General features: G+C 67.2%; 11 protein-coding genes. 8 read left to right on the forward strand and 3 right to left on the reverse strand.

The features are described from left to right. The first annotated feature begins 225 nt into the window (after positions 1-225). Positions 226-7,806, forward strand: a complete 7,581-nt coding sequence (locus tag BRO63_RS17370; RefSeq protein ID WP_088140974.1) for an autotransporter-associated beta strand repeat-containing protein — start codon at positions 226-228, stop codon at positions 7,804-7,806. Positions 7,807-7,935: 129 nt separating this feature from the next. On the opposite strand, the gene BRO63_RS17375 is transcribed toward BRO63_RS17370, so the two are convergent. After that, entirely contained in the window at positions 7,936-8,532 is a 597-nt protein-coding gene (locus tag BRO63_RS17375) for a short chain dehydrogenase (protein ID WP_088140975.1), read from the reverse strand. A gap of 133 nt (positions 8,533-8,665) precedes the next feature. On the opposite strand from BRO63_RS17375, the gene BRO63_RS17380 reads away from it, so the two are divergent. After that, the gene (locus tag BRO63_RS17380; RefSeq protein WP_088140976.1) at positions 8,666-9,556 is read left to right on the forward strand and encodes a LysR family transcriptional regulator; all 891 of its coding nucleotides are present in this window, start codon (positions 8,666-8,668) and stop codon (positions 9,554-9,556) included. A gap of 12 nt (positions 9,557-9,568) precedes the next feature. Here the strand turns inward: BRO63_RS17380 and gcvA are convergent, their stop codons facing one another. Both gcvA and BRO63_RS34220 read right to left on the reverse strand, forming a co-directional pair. Further along, on the reverse strand, positions 9,569-10,519 hold the full coding sequence (gene gcvA / locus BRO63_RS17385; RefSeq protein WP_088140977.1) for a transcriptional regulator GcvA: 951 nt from the start codon (positions 10,517-10,519) through the stop codon (positions 9,569-9,571). Beyond that, positions 10,516-10,671: a hypothetical protein gene (locus tag BRO63_RS34220; protein WP_179215135.1), complete on the reverse strand. Its 156-nt coding sequence runs from the start codon at positions 10,669-10,671 to the stop codon at positions 10,516-10,518. The genes gcvA and BRO63_RS34220 overlap by 4 nt, the downstream gene beginning before the upstream one ends. Here BRO63_RS34220 and BRO63_RS17390 point away from each other — a divergent pair. The 6 genes from BRO63_RS17390 to BRO63_RS17415 all read left to right on the forward strand — a co-directional run bounded on the left by BRO63_RS17390 (position 10,670) and on the right by BRO63_RS17415 (position 16,632). Beyond that, a complete protein-coding gene (locus BRO63_RS17390; protein ID WP_088140978.1) occupies positions 10,670-11,344 on the forward strand; it encodes a cupin domain-containing protein in 675 nt (224 codons plus the stop codon). The genes BRO63_RS34220 and BRO63_RS17390 overlap by 2 nt on opposite strands. Beyond that, positions 11,341-12,453, forward strand: coding sequence for a flavin monoamine oxidase family protein (locus BRO63_RS17395; protein WP_088140979.1), 1,113 nt, complete (start codon positions 11,341-11,343; stop codon positions 12,451-12,453). Before BRO63_RS17390 ends, BRO63_RS17395 begins: the two co-directional genes overlap by 4 nt. After that, complete coding sequence (locus BRO63_RS17400; protein WP_444978604.1) at positions 12,453-13,520, forward strand: alcohol dehydrogenase catalytic domain-containing protein; 1,068 nt, start codon at positions 12,453-12,455, stop codon at positions 13,518-13,520. Before BRO63_RS17395 ends, BRO63_RS17400 begins: the two co-directional genes overlap by 1 nt. Positions 13,521-13,545: 25 nt before the next feature. Continuing rightward, complete coding sequence (locus tag BRO63_RS17405; RefSeq protein WP_088140981.1) at positions 13,546-14,769, forward strand: MFS transporter; 1,224 nt, start codon at positions 13,546-13,548, stop codon at positions 14,767-14,769. Positions 14,770-14,826: 57 nt separating this feature from the next. Continuing rightward, complete coding sequence (locus BRO63_RS17410) at positions 14,827-15,855, forward strand: MerR family transcriptional regulator (protein WP_088141109.1); 1,029 nt, start codon at positions 14,827-14,829, stop codon at positions 15,853-15,855. Positions 15,856-15,945: 90 nt separating this feature from the next. Next, on the forward strand, positions 15,946-16,632 hold the full coding sequence (locus BRO63_RS17415) for a GntR family transcriptional regulator (RefSeq protein ID WP_088140982.1): 687 nt from the start codon (positions 15,946-15,948) through the stop codon (positions 16,630-16,632). The last annotated feature ends 14 nt before the right edge of the window (positions 16,633-16,646 follow it).

Genomic DNA, 16,646 nt, shown 5'->3' on the forward strand with positions numbered 1-16,646 from the left:
ATTTCCGCATTGACGGTGTGGGAATCCGCATTTTTGCCGTACATTACGCGACGTAAAGAAATGTTAATTTTCAGCAAAATATTTCGAATTCTGTAACGGTTGCCCCGCCAGTTCACGCTGTCTTTCCGCTGAGCGACCTACCACAAAGACGCATTTAGTTTCATTTAAATCAATACAACGTCCAATTTTGCCGGCCCACCATCGGCGTCGGCATAGAAGAGATCAATGAATCACGTCTATCGAGTAGTCTTCAACGCCGCCGCCGGCGTGTGGCAGGCCGTCAGTGAAATCGCCCGCGGTCCGGCCAAGAGCAGCAGCCCTGCCCGGCGCCTGCGCCGCAACGGCGCGCAGCTGGCGGGCGCGCTGGGCATTGCGCTGGCCGCCACGGGCGCGCATGCGGTTCCCGTCGTCAGCCCGCAACTGTATTGGGACGGCAGTCACTCCGTGGCGAATGGCTCGGTGGATGGGGCCGCCGGCATCTGGGACGCCACCAACACCAACTGGACCTCCGCCGACGGGACCGTGAATCAATCCTGGACCGGCGGCAACGCGGTGTTCTCGGGTGCGGCCGGAACGGTGGCGGTCGGCGGACAGCGCCAGATCACAGGCCTGGAGTTCCAAAGCGACGGCTATACGCTGGTGGGCGGAGCCAATGGTCAGTTGAATACCAGCGGCGTTGCCACGATTCAAGTCAATCCCAACGTGACCGCGACCTTGGGGGTCTCCATACTCGGCAGCAGCGTCCTGAACAAGCAGGGCAGCGGCACGCTGGTACTCAACGGGAACAACACCTATCTCGGCGGCACGACGCTCGCCGCAGGCCGCCTGGTTGTCGGCAGCAATGCGGCTCTGGGCAGCGGCAGCCTGACCGCGCTCAACAACACGGTGCTCGACGCCAATAACAAGGTGGTCCTGAACAACGACGTGAATCTGCTGGGCGCCATGGGAATAGGCGGAAGCGCCGACCTGACGCTGAACGGCGCTGTTTCCGGCCCAGCAGGCTCGCTGATCAAGAACGGCGCGGCCAACCTTACCTTGAACGGCGCAAATATCTACCTGTCAGGCACCACGCTGAATGCCGGCACCTTGACGGTGGGCAACAACCAGGCCTTGGGCGGCGGCGGCCTGACGGTTGGCGGTAGTTCGACCCTGACCGCAAGCAGCCCGGTAGCGCTGGCCAACGCCATCGCGCTGCAGGCGAACCTGACGGTCGCTGGCGACAATGACCTGAGCCTGAATGGCGCGATCTCGGGCACCGGCATCTTGGCCAAGACAGGCACCGGCACGCTCAGCCTCAACGGCAACAACTTCGGCCACATCGGCGGCATCGCCCTCAGTGGCGGCACCTTGGTGGTCGGCAACGCCAATGCCCTGGGGGTTGGCCCGCTGGTCACCAGCGGCACGGCCACCCTGAAGAACGCCCAACTCGCGCCCCTGTCAAATGGCATCAGCGTCAATGGCGACCTGACCGTTGATACTCCGGTTGGGCTGCATCTGTTCGGCGGGTTGAGCGGCAGCGGCAAACTGACCAAGACCGGCGCGGACGAGTTGCTTCTGCTTGGTGCCGGTAGCTACTCCGGCAGCTACGACGTGCGCGAAGGTTCCGTCACCATCGCCCACGGCACCTCCCTGGGAAATCCCGTCAGCGTCCAGCTGGCCGCAAACACCGTGCTGAATGTCAACGGCCCCACCAAGATCGGGGCCCTGAGCGGCAGCGGCATGACCAATCTCGGCATGAGCAGCGTGCTGGAAGTGGGCGGCAGCAACGCCAACAGCGTGTACGCCGGCGAGTTCCTCGGCGGCGGCGCGCTGCACAAGACCGGCGCCGGCACGCTGGAACTTGCGGGCACCAGCAACCTCTTCAACAACGTCGAGGTCAAAAGCGGGACCTTGAAAGTCAGCGGCGCCTTGAACAACAGCAACGTCGCGGTTCGTTCGGGCGGCACCCTGAGCGGCAGCGGCACGCTCGGCGGCCCCGTGACTGTCTACGACGGCGGCCATTTGGCCGGGACCAGCGGCAACACGCTGAACCTCGGCGGACTCACCCTGTCACAGAACGCAAACATCGACGTGGCGCTGGGCTCGCCGGTCATCGGCAACGTCCCGCTCTTCAGGGTCGCCGGCCCCCTGGTCTTGGACGGCAAGTTGAACATCACCGATGCCGGAAATTTCGGCGACGGCGTATACCGCCTGTTCGACTACGGCAGCATCGTCAACAACATCGTCGATTTCGGCAACCTGAACGGGTTGGCCAATCCAGCGAATCTGATAATACAGACCGGTATCAATGGTCAGGTCAACCTGCAGGTCGCATCGAATTTGCGGGTGCAATCCTGGGACGGTTCCGCCTTGGTTGCCAACGGCTCCGTCGAGGGCGGCAACGGTACATGGAATGCCACCGGCACCAATTGGACCAACGCCAACGGCACTATCAACGACAGCTGGGACGGCAAGTTCGCCGTCTTCATGGGATCCAGTGGCACCATTACCGTCGACGGTTCGCACACGATCGGCGGCATGCAGTTCATGACCGACGGCTATCACCTCGTCGCGGGCGCTGGCGCGGAGCTGAAGGCAAACAATGGCACCAAGGGCCGATTCGCCTTGCGGGTCGACCCTAACGTCACTGCAACCATCGACGTACCCATCTCCGGCCTCAACACCTTGCGCAAGCTGGACCTCGGCACGCTGGTGCTGAACGGCGCCAACAGCCACAACGGCACCCTGCTGGAGGGCGGCACCCTGGTACTCGGCAACGATGCTGCGTTGGGCCAAGGTCCGCTGGCCGTGTACGACGGCACCACGCTGGACAACAACAAGGCGCTTGCGCTGACCAACTACATCATTGCCGAAGGCCCTTTGAACCTGGCCGGCAGCAATGACCTGGCCCTGAACGGCAATATCGTCGGCGGCGGCGTGATCAAGAATGGCGGCGCCACCTTGACCTTGGGCGGCGGCAACTACTTTACCGGCACGATGGCGCTGAACGGCGGAAGGCTGGTGCTGGCCTCCAGCAATCCGCTAGGCAGCAGCTCCCTCAACGCCGCCAACGGCACGCAGCTGGACAACAGCCTGGCGCTGAGCCTGCCCAACACGGTCAACCTGGCAGGCGATCTGAACCTTCTCGGCAACCAAGACCTCACCTTGAACGGCCCGGTCAACGGCGCAGGCGGCCTGACCAAGCGCGGCACTGGCAAGCTCACGCTCAATGGCAACAACGCCTTCCAGGGCGGCGTCACCCTGATGGGCGGCAACCTGGGCGTGGGCTACGACACCGCGCTCGGCGAGGGCACGCTGACCGTGCGCAACGCGGGGATCCTGGAAGCCAGCCGCGCGGTGACCCTGGCCAACAAGGTGCAGCTGAGCGCCTCCCTGACCCTGGACGGCAGCAATGACATCACCCTGAACGGCGTGATCGACGGCTATCAGGAACTGGTCAAGAACGGCGCCGGCAAGCTTACCCTCAATGGCGAAAACCGCCACAGCGGGGGCACCACGGTCAATGCCGGCGACTTGAATCTGGGCAACGCCGCAGCGCTGGGCACCGGCATGCTGAACGTCGCAGGCGACTCGCGGCTGGATACCGCCGGTCCGATGCGCCTGGGCAATACCGTCAATGTCGACGGCACGCTCACGGTGGCGGGCAACAACAGCCTGATCCTGGACGGCCTGGTAAGCGGTAACGGCACGCTGCGCAAGACCGGAGCGGATAGCCTTTTGCTCACCGGCAACGCCAACACCTTCAGCGGCACGATCGATCTGCAAAGCGGCAGCCTGACTACCGTGGGCACCAATGCGCTGGGCCAGAACGCCACCGCGAACGTGGCGGCGGGCGCCAATCTGTTCGTGACCAATCTGGTTCGCCTTGATCGCCTGAACGGCGCAGGCGCCGTGACCGTATCGCAGGGAAACATCCTGAGCGTCGGCGCCAACGGCGGCAACAGCAGCTTCAGCGGCCAAATCAACGGCAAGGGCAGGCTGACCAAGACTGGCGCGGGGTCGATGGTGCTTTCGGGCGCCAACACCCTTGCCGGCTCGACCTCCGTCACTGCAGGCAGCCTGTGGGTTGACGGCTCGCTGGCCAGCAGCGACGTGGTGGTCTACAGCGGCGCCACCCTGGGCGGCGCCGGCAGCATTGCCGGCAACGTGGAGGTCCTGGACAACGCCACCCTGAAACTGATGGCCGGCCACACCCTGTCGGTCGGCAGCCTGGCGCTCGACGCCAACTCGATCGTGAATGCCAGCCTGGGCGCCCCCGCCCTGGGTGGCGGCGCGGCCTTGGTGAACGTGGCCGGCGACCTGACCCTGGGCGGCACGCTCAATATCAGCGACGCGGGAGGCTTCGGCACCGGTGTGTACCGGCTGATGAACTATGGCGGCAGCCTGACCGACAACGGCATGCGTTTCGGCAACCTGCCCGGCAACGTGCAATCGGCGGACCTGACCTTGCAGACCGCCGTCGACAAGCAGATCAACCTGCTGGTGGCCGCACCCAACGTCGCCGTGCAGTTCTGGGACGGTACGCAAACCACCGGCAACGGCGTGATCGAAGGCGGCAGCGGCACCTGGGACGGCGCCAACGCCAACTGGACCGGCGTCGACGGCAACGGGAACCGTTCCTGGGCCGGCAAGTTCGCTGTTTTCCTGGGAGCGGCAGGGACGGTCACCGTCGCCGGCGCGCAAAGCACCACGGGCATGCAGTTCATGACCAACGGCTATATCCTGGAGCGCGGCTCGCTGGGATCGCTCAACCTGGTCAACGGCGACCAGGGCCATGCCGCGGTGCGCGTCGATTCCGGCGTGACCGCGACCGTCAACGCCCCGCTCGTTGGCAGCGGCACGCTGGCCAAGCTCGACGCCGGCACCCTGGTGCTCAACGCGTCCAACGGCTATACCGGCGGCACGGCGCTCAACGGCGGCACGCTGGTGCTGGGCAACGACAAGGCCCTGGGCAGCGGCCTGCTGACCGCTGCCAACGGCACCACGCTGGACAGCAACAAGGCAGTCATCGTGCGCAACAAGATCGCGCTGCACGGCGCGCTGACGATCGCCGGTTCCAGTGCCATGGACCTGAACGGCACCGTCGGCGGCGCCGGCGGCCTGATCAAGAACGGCGCGGCCAACCTGACCCTCAGCGGCGTCAACATCTACGAGGGCGGCACACTACTGAACGCGGGCGGCCTGATCGTCGGCAACGGCGCCGCGCTCGGCTCCGGCACACTGACGGTGGGCGGCGACTCCACGCTGGACAACACTCAGGCGCTGGCGCTGGCGAACAACATCGCCCTGAACGCCGGCCTGACCGTGCAAGGCAGCCAGGACCTGACGCTCAATGGCAACATCGCGGGCGCGGGCAGCCTGACCAAGAACGGCGCCAGCACGCTGACGCTCAACGGGTCCAACACCTATTCTGGCGGCACCTACGTCAACAGCGGCACGCTGGCGCTGGGCGCGGCCGCCAGCCTCGCGGCCACCGGTACAGTGACCGTCGCCAGCGGCGCCACCTTCGACCTGTCGGCAGGCCAAGGCGCCCAGGTGTTCGGCACCCTGGCGGGCGCCGGCAACATCAAGATGGGCAGCAATTCCCTGTTGGCAGGCGGTTCGGCCGACGGCATCTTCAGCGGCTCGGTCAGCGGCACGGGCACCCTGGTCAAGCAAGGCACGGGCACGCAGACCCTGACCGGCGCCAACAGCTATACCGGCGGCACGCTGGTCGCGGACGGCACGCTGCGCGCGGGCTCCACCACGGCACTGGTCCAAGGCACCGGCTATCAGGTGCAATCGGGCGCCACGCTGGACCTCAACGGCAATACGCTCCAAGCCAGCAGCCTGAGCGGCGCTGGCACCGTGGCGCTGGGCGCTGGAACCTTGACCGTCAATTCCGCGGCTGGCAGTACGTCCTACTACTCGGGCATCGTCGTGGGCAGCGGCGGCCTGGTCAAGACCGGCGCCGGCGCGCTGGCGCTGACCGGCGGCAGCGCCTTCTCGGGCGGCGTGCAGCTCAAGCAGGGCAGCATCGGCCTGGGCCATTCCCTGGGCCTGGGCACGGGCATGCTGTCGATGGACGACGGCACTGTCATCAACCTGATTGCCAACGGCCTGACCATCGTCAACAACCTGCACATGACGGGCACCAACGACCCGGTGATCGACACCGGCGCCAACACGGCCACCTGGGCTGGCGCCATCACGGGCGGCGGCTTCCTTACCAAGCAAGGCAGCGGCGTCCTGACCCTGACCAGCGCGGGCAACAACTACACCGGCGCGACCGATGTCGCGCAGGGCACGCTCAAGGCCGGCGCCGCGAACACGTTCAGCAGCGCCTCGGCCCACAGCGTGGCCAGCGGCGCGGTGCTGGACCTGGCGGGCTACAGCCAGACCGTGGCCAGCCTGAACAACAGCGGCACGGTCAATCTCAGCGGCAGCACGCCGGGCGCCGTGCTCAAGGTCACCGGCCCCTACGTCGGCAACAACGGCAAGCTGGGCGTGTCCACCGTGCTGGGCGCCGACGGCAGCGCCACCGACAAGCTGCTGTTGAGCGGCGCTGGCGCCATCGCCAGCGGCAGCACCAGCGTGCAAATCACCAATGCCGGCGGCCTGGGCGCGCAGACCGGCAGCCAGGGCATCCAAGTTATCGCCACCGAAAACGGCGCCAGCCTGCAGCCCGGCAGCTTCACCCTGGCGGGCAACCATGTCGATGCGGGCGCCTACGAGTACCGCCTGACCCAGACAGCGCAAGGCGCCGCGCTGCACTCGACCAACACGCAGGTAGACCCCGGTCCGGGAACCGATCCTGGTCCCGGCACCAATCCCGGTCCTGGGCCCGGCACCACGCCGGCCCCCGCCTACCGCGAAGAAGTGCCGCTGCTGTCCGCCCTGCCCGCGCAACTGCGCCAGGCCGACATGGCGATGCTGGGCGACATGCGCAAGCGCATGGGCGACGAAGCCGCACAAGGCGCCATCGACCTGGACCCCAGCCATCGCGCCTGGGCCCGCGTGTTGCGCACGGCTCCCACCATCACCCAGCAAGGCACGGTCAACCCCGAGAGCAGCGGCCACCTGAACGGCTTCCAGGCCGGCGTGGACGTGTACGCCAGCCGCAACCTCAGGGCCGGCCTGTACGTCGGCCAGCTGGACGGCGACATGGGCGTGCGCGGCTTCTCCAGCGGCATGGAACGCAAGTACGCGGGCTACAACAACCTGCGCGGCCGCTACGTGGGCCTGTACGGCACCTGGCAGCACGACTCCGGCCTGTACGCCGACGCCGTGATCCAGGGCGCCGACTACCGCAGCAGCCTGCGCACGGCCGACACCGGCGCCGGCGCCACCACCAAGGGCCATGGCTGGCTGGCCTCGCTGGAAGTGGGCAAGCCCATCGCCCTGGGCAACAGCTGGCAGCTGGAGCCCCAGGCGCAGATCATCTACCGCAAGCTCAACCTGGACGACACCACGCTGAGCCTGGCCAAGGTGAAGAACGACGCGGACGACGACTGGACCTTGCGTCTGGGCGCCCGCGTCAAGGGCAGCTACAGCATCGGCGGCACCGTGCTGCAGCCCTTTGCCCGCGTCAATCTCTACAAGGCCAGCAACACCACCGACGTGGCCAGCTTCAGCGCGCCGGCCGGCACCACCGACATCCGCGCCAGGGGCGGCTACACGTCGACCGAACTGGCGGTGGGCGCCATGGTGCAGCTGACCAAGAGCACCAGCCTCTACGGCGACGTGGGCAAGCTCTGGGCCAACAGCGGCGACAGCCGCGTCAAGACCGGCGCGCAGGGTTCCATCGGCTTGAAGGTGCTCTGGTAAGCCTCGTGGCATGGGCCGGGTAACCGGCAGCTAGCCTGACCAAGCCCGCAGCGGACAGACCGCTGCGGGTTTTCTTTTGACAGGGTCCCACGCTTGCGACCCGCCGCCGCATCGGGAACGCCCGAGGACTCACCACACCCGCAACACCCGCCCCGTCTGCACGCCCTCCACGCTGCGGCTGTAGGCCAGCGCAACGCGGCTGGCCGGCGCGGATTCGAAGCCCTGGAAGTACGGGCCGTAGGCATCCAGCGATTCCGTCAGGACCGTGGGGCTGACCGAGTTGATGCGGATGCCGCGCAGTTCCACCGCGGCGCCGCGCACGAAACCGTCGATGGCCGCATTCACCGCGGACGCGTTGGCGCCGTAGCGGATGGGCTCATCGGTCAGGATGCCGCTGGTGAGCGTGATGGAGCCGCCTTCGTTGACGTAGTGCTGGCCGATCAGCGCCAGGTCCACCTGCCCCAGCAACTTGTCGTGCAGGCCGATCTTGAACTGCTCGGCCGTCATTTCCGCCAGCGGGCCGAAATGCAGGCTGCCCGTGGTTGAGACGATGGCGTCGACCTTGCCCACGTGCTCGAACAGGGCGCGGATGCTGTCGCTGCGGGTCACGTCGACCTGATGCTCGCCGCGGGTCTTGCCCACGGCGATGATGTCGTGGCGCTGGCCCAGTTCTTGGGCGACCGCGCGGCCGATGGTGCCGGTGGCGCCGATCAGGATGATTTTCATGGGGAACTCCGATTCGTATGGGTTGTGGGGTGCGCCCGCGATACCGCCAGCGCCTGCATGCATTCTGGCCGAGGGCGCATCCAGGAAAAATCCTAGAATGGTGGGTTCACTTCACACTCAGGGTGCGTAATCCATGGACCGCTTGCTCAGCATGGAAGTCTTCGTGGCGGTCGTCGAACTGGGCAGCCTGACCGCCGCGGCGGCCCGCCACGAGATGTCGCCCGCCATGGCGGCCAAGCACATCAAGGGCTTGGAAGCGCGGCTGGGCCTGAGGCTGCTGAACCGCACCACGCGCCGCCAGAGCCTGACGGAAGCCGGCCAGGCCTATTTCGCGCGCTGCAAGGTAATCCTGTCGGACATCCGCGACGCCGAGCAAGGCGCCGAAGCCATGCGCTCGGCGCCTCGCGGCCATCTGCGCATCACTTCCACCGTGACCTTCGGCTCGTTCGCGCTGGCGCCCGCCATCGCCGACTACCTGTCCGAGTATCCCGACGTCAGCGTGGACCTGGCCTTGAGCGATGCCGTCGAGGACGTGGTGGCCTCGCGCTACGACCTGGCGGTGCGCATCGGCGAACCCGCCGATTCCAGCCTGGTCGCGCGCAAGATCGGGCGCTATCAGATGATCATCTGCGCGGCGCCGGCCTATCTGCAACGCCATGGCACGCCTGAGACCGCGACCGACCTGGCGCGCCATCAATGCCTGGATTTCTCCTACTGGAACCGCCGCACCGGCTGGCGCCTGAACGCGGAGGATGGCGGCGCGGCCTACCCCGCCGGCCGCTTCGTGTCGAACAACGGCCAGGCGCTCAGGCAGGCGGCGCTGGCCGGATTCGGCATCGTGCTGCAGCCGGAGCTGCTGCTGGCCGAAGACGTGCGCGCAGGCCGGCTGGTTCCTATCCTGGAATCCGCCTGGCCCGTCGCCCGGCCGATCACGCTGCTGTATCCCAAGGACCGCAAGGCGCTGCCCAAGCTCACGACCTTCGTGGAATTCATGGTGAAGAGATTCACCCGCGCCGCGAAGTAAACGGGACAGACGTCAAGCAAGCTCGCCGCTGGACGGCGGACCCGAGAGCCTGCAGGCGGCGGCCTCCTCGAACAACCAGTCGCGAAACGCCGCCAGCCGCGGCAGATCCCGGGCCTGGGGCCGGTAGATGACGTAGTAGGCCAAGGCGGAGGAAACCGCCAGTCGCGGGAAGAGGCGCACCAGGCGGCCGGCCGCCAGATCGTCATGCGCCATCACGCTGCGGGCCAGCGCCACGCCATGGCCGTCGATTGCCGCCTGCAACACCGCGGCGGAGTTGTTGATCTTCATGCCCCGGGCCGTGGACACGCCTTCCACGCCGACTTTATCCAACCACATGGCCCAGGTCGGAAACCCCATCTGCGCGTCCATCGAAAGATCATGGATCAGCGTCTCGCCCGCCAGGTCGGCCGGCCGTTTCAGCGCCTTGCGCCGCCGCAGCAGTTCGGGGGAGCAGACCGGGTAGACCTCTTCGTCCATCAGCTTTTCGGCCGTCAAGCCGGGCCAGACGCCAGCGCCATAACGCACGCCGATATCGATCTGCTGGGCCACGAAATCCACGGGCTTGAGGTTGGTGTCCAGGCGCACGTCGGTATCGGGCCACGCATGCTGGAAGCGCTCGATCCTCGGCAACAGCCATTTGGCGGCGAAGGCCGGGCTGACCGCCACGGTCAGCATGCCGCTCAGCGAGCCTTCCTTGAGACGCTCCAGGCCCAGCGCCAGCTTGCCCAGCCCTGCCTGTATGTCCGGCAGCGCGCGTTCGGCCGCCGCCGTGGGGACCAGTCGCGCCTTGCCGCTGGTGCCGCGCTGGAACAACGGCGTACCCAGCCATTGCTCTAACGTGCGCACGAGCTGGCCGACTGCCGCAGGCGTCACGTGCAGCTCAACCGCGGCTGCCGAAAAGCTCTGGTGGCGCGCGCTGGCTTCGAAGGCGCGCAGCGCGTTGAGGTGAGCAGGAAATTTCATATCGATAAAGTTTTTCTTTCAGTACTAGGTAGTTTATCTGGTTTGCCCATCGCTACCAGCTGGCCAAGAATATGCCATTCGCGCGTCCATTTCCCTGCAAGAGCAGCCAGGGGTGCGGCGCCACTCTGAAATAGTTTTTCTACCAATTTCATGCTTATCAACGCCGATTACTCGCGCAATGTCACCGTGACACCGGATCAGTACCAATGGATACCGTCGCCCCAGCAGGGCGTGGAACGCATGATGCTGGACCGTGCGGGCGCCGAGCAGGCGCGCGCCACCAGCGTCGTGCGCTACGCGCCGGGTAGCCGCTTTCCACGACACGCGCATCCGGGCGGCGAAGAGATCCTGGTGCTTTCGGGCACTTTTTCCGACGCCAGCGGCGACTATCCGGAAGGCTGGTATCTGCGCAACCCGCCCGGGTCCAGCCACGCGCCATCCAGCAATGACGGCGCCACCCTCTTCGTCAAATTGCGGCAGATGCCTGCCGATGAACCCGCCACGGTGCGCGTCGACACGCGCGATCCTGCCGCCTGGAAGCGCGAGCTTGGCATCGAGGTCTGCCCGCTCTTCTCCTCGTCCTACGAGCAGACCCGTCTGCTGCGTCTGCCTGCCGCCGCAGCGCTGCCGCCGACCTCGTCCATCGGCTCGGAAATTCTGGTGCTGGCCGGATCGATCACCGATGGACAAGCCTGGTGCCCGCAAGGCAGCTGGCTGCGCCTTGCGCGTGGCGCCCAGGTCACACTCTCGGCCGACGCTGACGGCGCCACCGTCTATCTGAAGACCAGCCATCTACCGGCCTCGCACAGCGAGAACCTGTCATGACGGCGCAAGCAGACACCGTCATCGTCGGCTCGGGCCTCAGCGGCCTGTATGCCGCCTTGCTGCTTGAGCGGCACGGCGCCGGCAACTACCTATTGCTGGACGGCCGCGACAGGCCGGGCGGCCGCATCCTCGGCGCGGGCGCCTACGATCTGGGCCCCACGTGGTTCTGGCCCGCGATCCAGCCCGAACTTGGCGCTCTCGTCCGTGACCTGGGTTTGTCTGTCGTCCCGCAGTACGAGGCAGGCTCCGTGATGGTCGAACGTTCCGGAACGCCCATGCGTATGCACGGGTATCCCAGCTACCCGGCGTCCATGCGGCTGGCGGCCGGCATGAGCAGCCTCATCGATGCCCTGCACATTCGCCTGGACCCGGCGCGCATCAAGCCGGGCCAGAGTGTGACCCGGCTGCGTGCAGCCGGCCGCGCCGTCGAGGTGCATACGCGCGACAGCAAGGGACAGACCAACATCTTTCAGGCCTCGCGCGTGCTACTGGCGGTTCCTCCGCGCCTGGCGCAATCCCGCATCGCTTTCGATCCGCCGCTACCGGCCGCACTGGCTGCGCAGTGGCGTGAAACGCCGACCTGGATGGCGCCCCATGCCAAGTACCTCGCCGTCTACGATTCGCCCTTCTGGCGCGAGCAAGGCATGTCGGGCGCAGCCCGCAGCAGCCGTGGACCGCTCACCGAGGTCCATGACGCCAGCACCGAGCAAGGTCCCGCCCTGTTCGGGTTCGTGGGCGTACCCGCTGCAGCGCGCCGCCTGGCCGGCCAGGAAACACTGATGGCTCATTGCCGCGCTCACTTGGCGCGCCTGTTCGGCCCCCGGGCGCTCAAGCCCGAACAGGAGCACTACAAGGACTGGGCGCAAGATACCGACACCGCTACGGAAAGAGACGGCATGGAAGGCGGCGCGCACCCCACCGCACCTGCAATGACAGCGGGTACAGGTGCATGGGAGGACCGCCTTGCCGGGATTGCCAGCGAATGGTCGGCCGCCTTCCCCGGCTATCTGGCCGGCGCCATCGATGCCGGGAACGCTGGCGTAAGGTGGCTGCTCGACCGCTCCGCCCCTTCCTCCAATGCCGTCCCGCCTGGAGACTCCGCCCGATGATGCCCCTCTCTTCCACCTATCGCGCCATTCGGACCTCGGCGCCCGGCCTGCTCGAACTCGTCGAACTGCCCACGTCCGGCCCCGGCCCCGGAGAAGTACTGCTGCGCGTCGAAGCTTGCGGCGTCTGCGGCGCCGACGCAGCCGATATCGACAATCCGGCGCTGCAACGACCGCGCGTCCCCGGGCATGAAGTCGTCGGACGCATCGCGGCGCTCGGCGCAGGCGTCGACGCCCACTGGACGATCGGCCAACGCGTCGGCGTGGGGCGGCTGGGCGGCCATTGCGGCACCTGCGCGCAATGCCGCCAGGGTCTCTTCAATCTGTGCTCGAATCAGCCGGTGGTCGGCGTCACCCGGGACGGCGGCTATGCCGAGATGATGCTGGCCCGGGCGAGCGGACTGGTCTCCATACCCGACGAACTCGACGCAACGCACGCCGCACCGATACTCTGCGCCGGCATCGCCACCTTCAACGCGCTGCGGAAGTCCGGAGCGCAGGCCGGCGATCTCGTCGCCGTGCTGGGCATAGGCGGCCTGGGCCACATGGCGCTGCAATACGCCCGCCGCATGGGCTTTAAGGTTGCAGCCATCGGCCGGGGCCGCGACATCGCCGCTGACGCCTTGCGCCTGGGCGCGCATGTCTACATCGACACCGACCAGGAAGACGCCGCGCAACGGCTGCTAGGCATGGGCGGCGCACAGGCGCTGGTCGCCACCATGACCGACACGCCAGCCGTCTCTGCGGCCATGCGCGGACTGGCTCCGCAAGGCCGGACGATGTTGCTGGGCGTGGGTAGCGTCCCGTTGTCGGTGCTGCCGGGCTTGCTGGTCGGCGGCGAGCGGACCGTTGCCGGGTCCTTGACCGGCACGCCCCGGGAAACTGAAAAAGCGCTGAATTTCAGCGTGCTTGCAGAGGCGCTGCCCATGGTCGAGACTCTACCCCTGGAGCGCGCAGCCTACGCGTTGCTGCGCCTGAAGTCCGGTGATGCGAAGTTCCGCGTGGTCCTGTCCATGGACGCCGCGCGAGAACCGCAGCGCGCTCAGCAACTCAGCACCCATATCAACTAAAAACGCAACTCTCGAGGAGACCCACTTGTCCGCATCAACCCCGGCGCCATCGGCCGCGCCCAGCGCTGAACTCACGCCGCAGGCGCAGCGCGGCAACATCGCCAGGCTGACGATCGCGCAGGCGCTGGCGGGCGCCAACGCCGTCGTGGTCTACGCCACCGGCGCGATCGTCGGCGACATGCTGGCGCCGGACAAGACGCTGGCGACCCTGCCGATTTCCATCTTCGTGGTCGGCATGGCCGCCTGCATCCTCCCCATGGGCGCCATTGCCAGGCGCCATGGCCGGCGCGCGGCGTTTCTCGCGGGCACCGCCTGCGGCGTGCTGGTGGGCCTGCTGGCCGCCGCCGCCATCGTGCTGAGCTCATTCTGGCTGTTCTGCCTGGGCACCTTCTTTGGCGGCGCGTACGCGGCCGTCGTGCTGTCGTTCCGCTTCGCGGCGGCCGACGGCGTGTCCCCTGCAAGGCGCGCCCGCGCCCTGTCCTTCGTGATGGGCGGCGGCGTGCTGGCGGGCGTGGTCGGCCCGCAGCTGGTCACCTACACGATGTATCTGTGGCCCGTCCACATGTTCGCGGCGACCTATCTGGTGCAGGCAGCGGTCGCGGCGATCTCGGCCCTGGTCCTGCTGGGCGTGCACCTGCCCATGCCCAGCGCGGCCGAGGTCGCGGGCGGACGGCCGCTGGGCTTGATCGCGCGCCAGCCGCAGTTCATCACGGCGGTGGTCTGCGGCGCCGTTTCCTACTTGCTGATGAACTTCCTGATGACCGCCGCGCCGCTGGCCATGCATCTTTGCGGCCATTCCCAGGAAAGCGCCAACCTCGGCCTGCAATGGCACGTCATCGCCATGTACGGCCCCAGCTTCTTCACGGGACGCCTCATCACGCGTTTCGGCGCCGGACGCATCGTCACGGCGGGCCTGGCGCTCACCGGCCTGTCCGCGGCCATCGGCCTCACCGGCATCGACGTGGCCCATTTCTGGGTCACATTGATCCTGCTGGGCCTGGGCTGGAACTTCGGCTTCGTCGGCGCGTCGGCGCTGGTGCTGGAATGCCATCGTCCCGAGGAGAAGACCCGGGTGCAGTCGCTCAATGACTTCATCATCTTCGGCACCATGGCGGTCGGCTCCTTCGCCTCCGGCGGCCTGCTGGCCGCCTACGATTGGGCGACCGTGCTGTGGGTGTCGTTCATCCCCCTGGCCATCGCGGCGGTCGCGCTGCTGGCCGGGTCCGCCAGGAGCCGCGAACAGGCTTGACCCTCACGCAACGTCATGTCCCAGAGTTCGTTCCGCGCCATCAACAGGAGGAATGCCGTGCAACTGAAAGTAGGAGAGCTGGCCAGGCGGAGCGGACTGACGGTCCGCACGCTGCACCACTATCACGCGATCGGGCTGCTCACGCCTTCGGCGCGCGCCGACAACGGCTATCGGCTATATGGCCGCGACGACATCGCCCGGCTGCATCAGATCCAGGCGCTGCGCCGCTTTGGATTGCCGCTGGCCGAAATCGGCGCTTATCTGGACCAGCCCGACACTCCCATGGACGAGATCATCGCCAAGCAGATCGCGATGCTCGATCGCCAGATCCAACAGGCCTCCCGGCTGCGCGAGCGTCTCGCCCAGCTGCAGGGGCAGTTGGCGCAAGGCAGGGAACCGGAACTGGCCGATTGGCTCACCACTCTGGAACTCATGACCATGTACGACAAATACTTTTCCCCCGATGAACTGGCCCGCCTGCCCATGTACCGCAGCAGCCAGAATGGCGACGCCGACTGGATCGCGCTGATCAAGGAGGTGCAGGCGCAGATCGATGCAGGCGTCGCGCCCGAAGCGGCGCGGCCGCGCGAACTGGCTCTGCGCTGGATGACCTTGCTGCTGCGCGACACCAATCGCGACCCGCGCCTGCTGGTCAAGCTGAACCGGATGCACGAACAGGAGCCCGCGATGCAGGCGCACATCGGCGTCTCGCGGGCCTTGCGCGACTACGTGCTGCAGGCCTTCTCGGAAAGCAAGCTGCGGATCTACGAGAAGTACCTCACTCCGGACGAAGCCCGCTACATGCGGGAGCACTACGGCGACCGCATCGGCGAATGGCCCGAACTAATGGCCGAGGTGCGCGACGCGCTCGACGCAGGCGCGGCGCCGGACTCCCCCACCGCGCTGGCGCTGGCCCGGCGCTGGCTGGACCTGTTCCGCAGCTATGCCGGCAACGATCCCGCCACCCAGGCGAAGTTCCGCCATGCGCTGATGACCGAGCCCGAACTCACCGCCGGCACCTGGACCGATGACGCCAGCCTGTCGTTCATGCGGCAGGCGATGGGCGTATTGGCGGCGGCGCGCTAGGCGCAGTCGGCCAGGCCATGGGCAGGTCCCGTCCCCACCGGGCCTGCCCTTTTGCTAGACTGACCGGCCCTATCCCTCTCCTTCCCCAACATGCCCCAGGAAGTCCGCCCCGACCCCAGCGCCGACGATATCGCCAAGGAAATCTCGGCGGCCATCGTCGCGCACAAGCTGCCGCCGGGCACGCGGCTGCGCGAGGAGGCGCTGGCGGGGGTGTACCAGGTCAGCCGGACCAAGATCCGCGCCGCGCTGCTGATGCTGTCCAAGGACAAGCTGATCAACATCGTGCCGGACAAGGGCGCGTTCGTGAGCAAGCCGGACGCGAACGAGGCGCGCGAGGTCTATGCGGTGCGGCGCATCCTGGAAGCGGCGCTGGCGCGCGAATTCGTGGCACGGGCAACGGCGGCCGACTACCGCCGCATCGACGCGCATCTGGCCGCGGAGCGCCGCGCGCTGGAAGGCGGCGACGTGCAGGAGCGCAACCGGCTGCTCGGGCACTTCCACATCCTGCTGGCCGAGACCGTGGGCAATTCCGTGCTGACGGGGATGCTGCGCGAACTCTCGGCCCGCAGCGCCGTCATCACCGTGCTGTATCAAAGTTCGCACGATGCCAGTTGTTCGTCGCAGGAGCACCACGCCTTCATCGAGGCCGCCCGCGCCGGCGATGCCGACCGTGCCTGCGCGCTGATGGACGCGCATCTGGAGCACGTGCAGACGGCGCTGAACTTCAAGGACGGCGGCCGCCGCGGCGCCGACCTCGTCAGCGCGCTGCTCAGCTGAGACCGGGCAGGCCC

The sequence above is a fragment of the Achromobacter xylosoxidans genome (genome assembly GCF_002192695.1).
GTDB classification, from domain to species: domain Bacteria; phylum Pseudomonadota; class Gammaproteobacteria; order Burkholderiales; family Burkholderiaceae_B; genus Achromobacter; species Achromobacter xylosoxidans_C.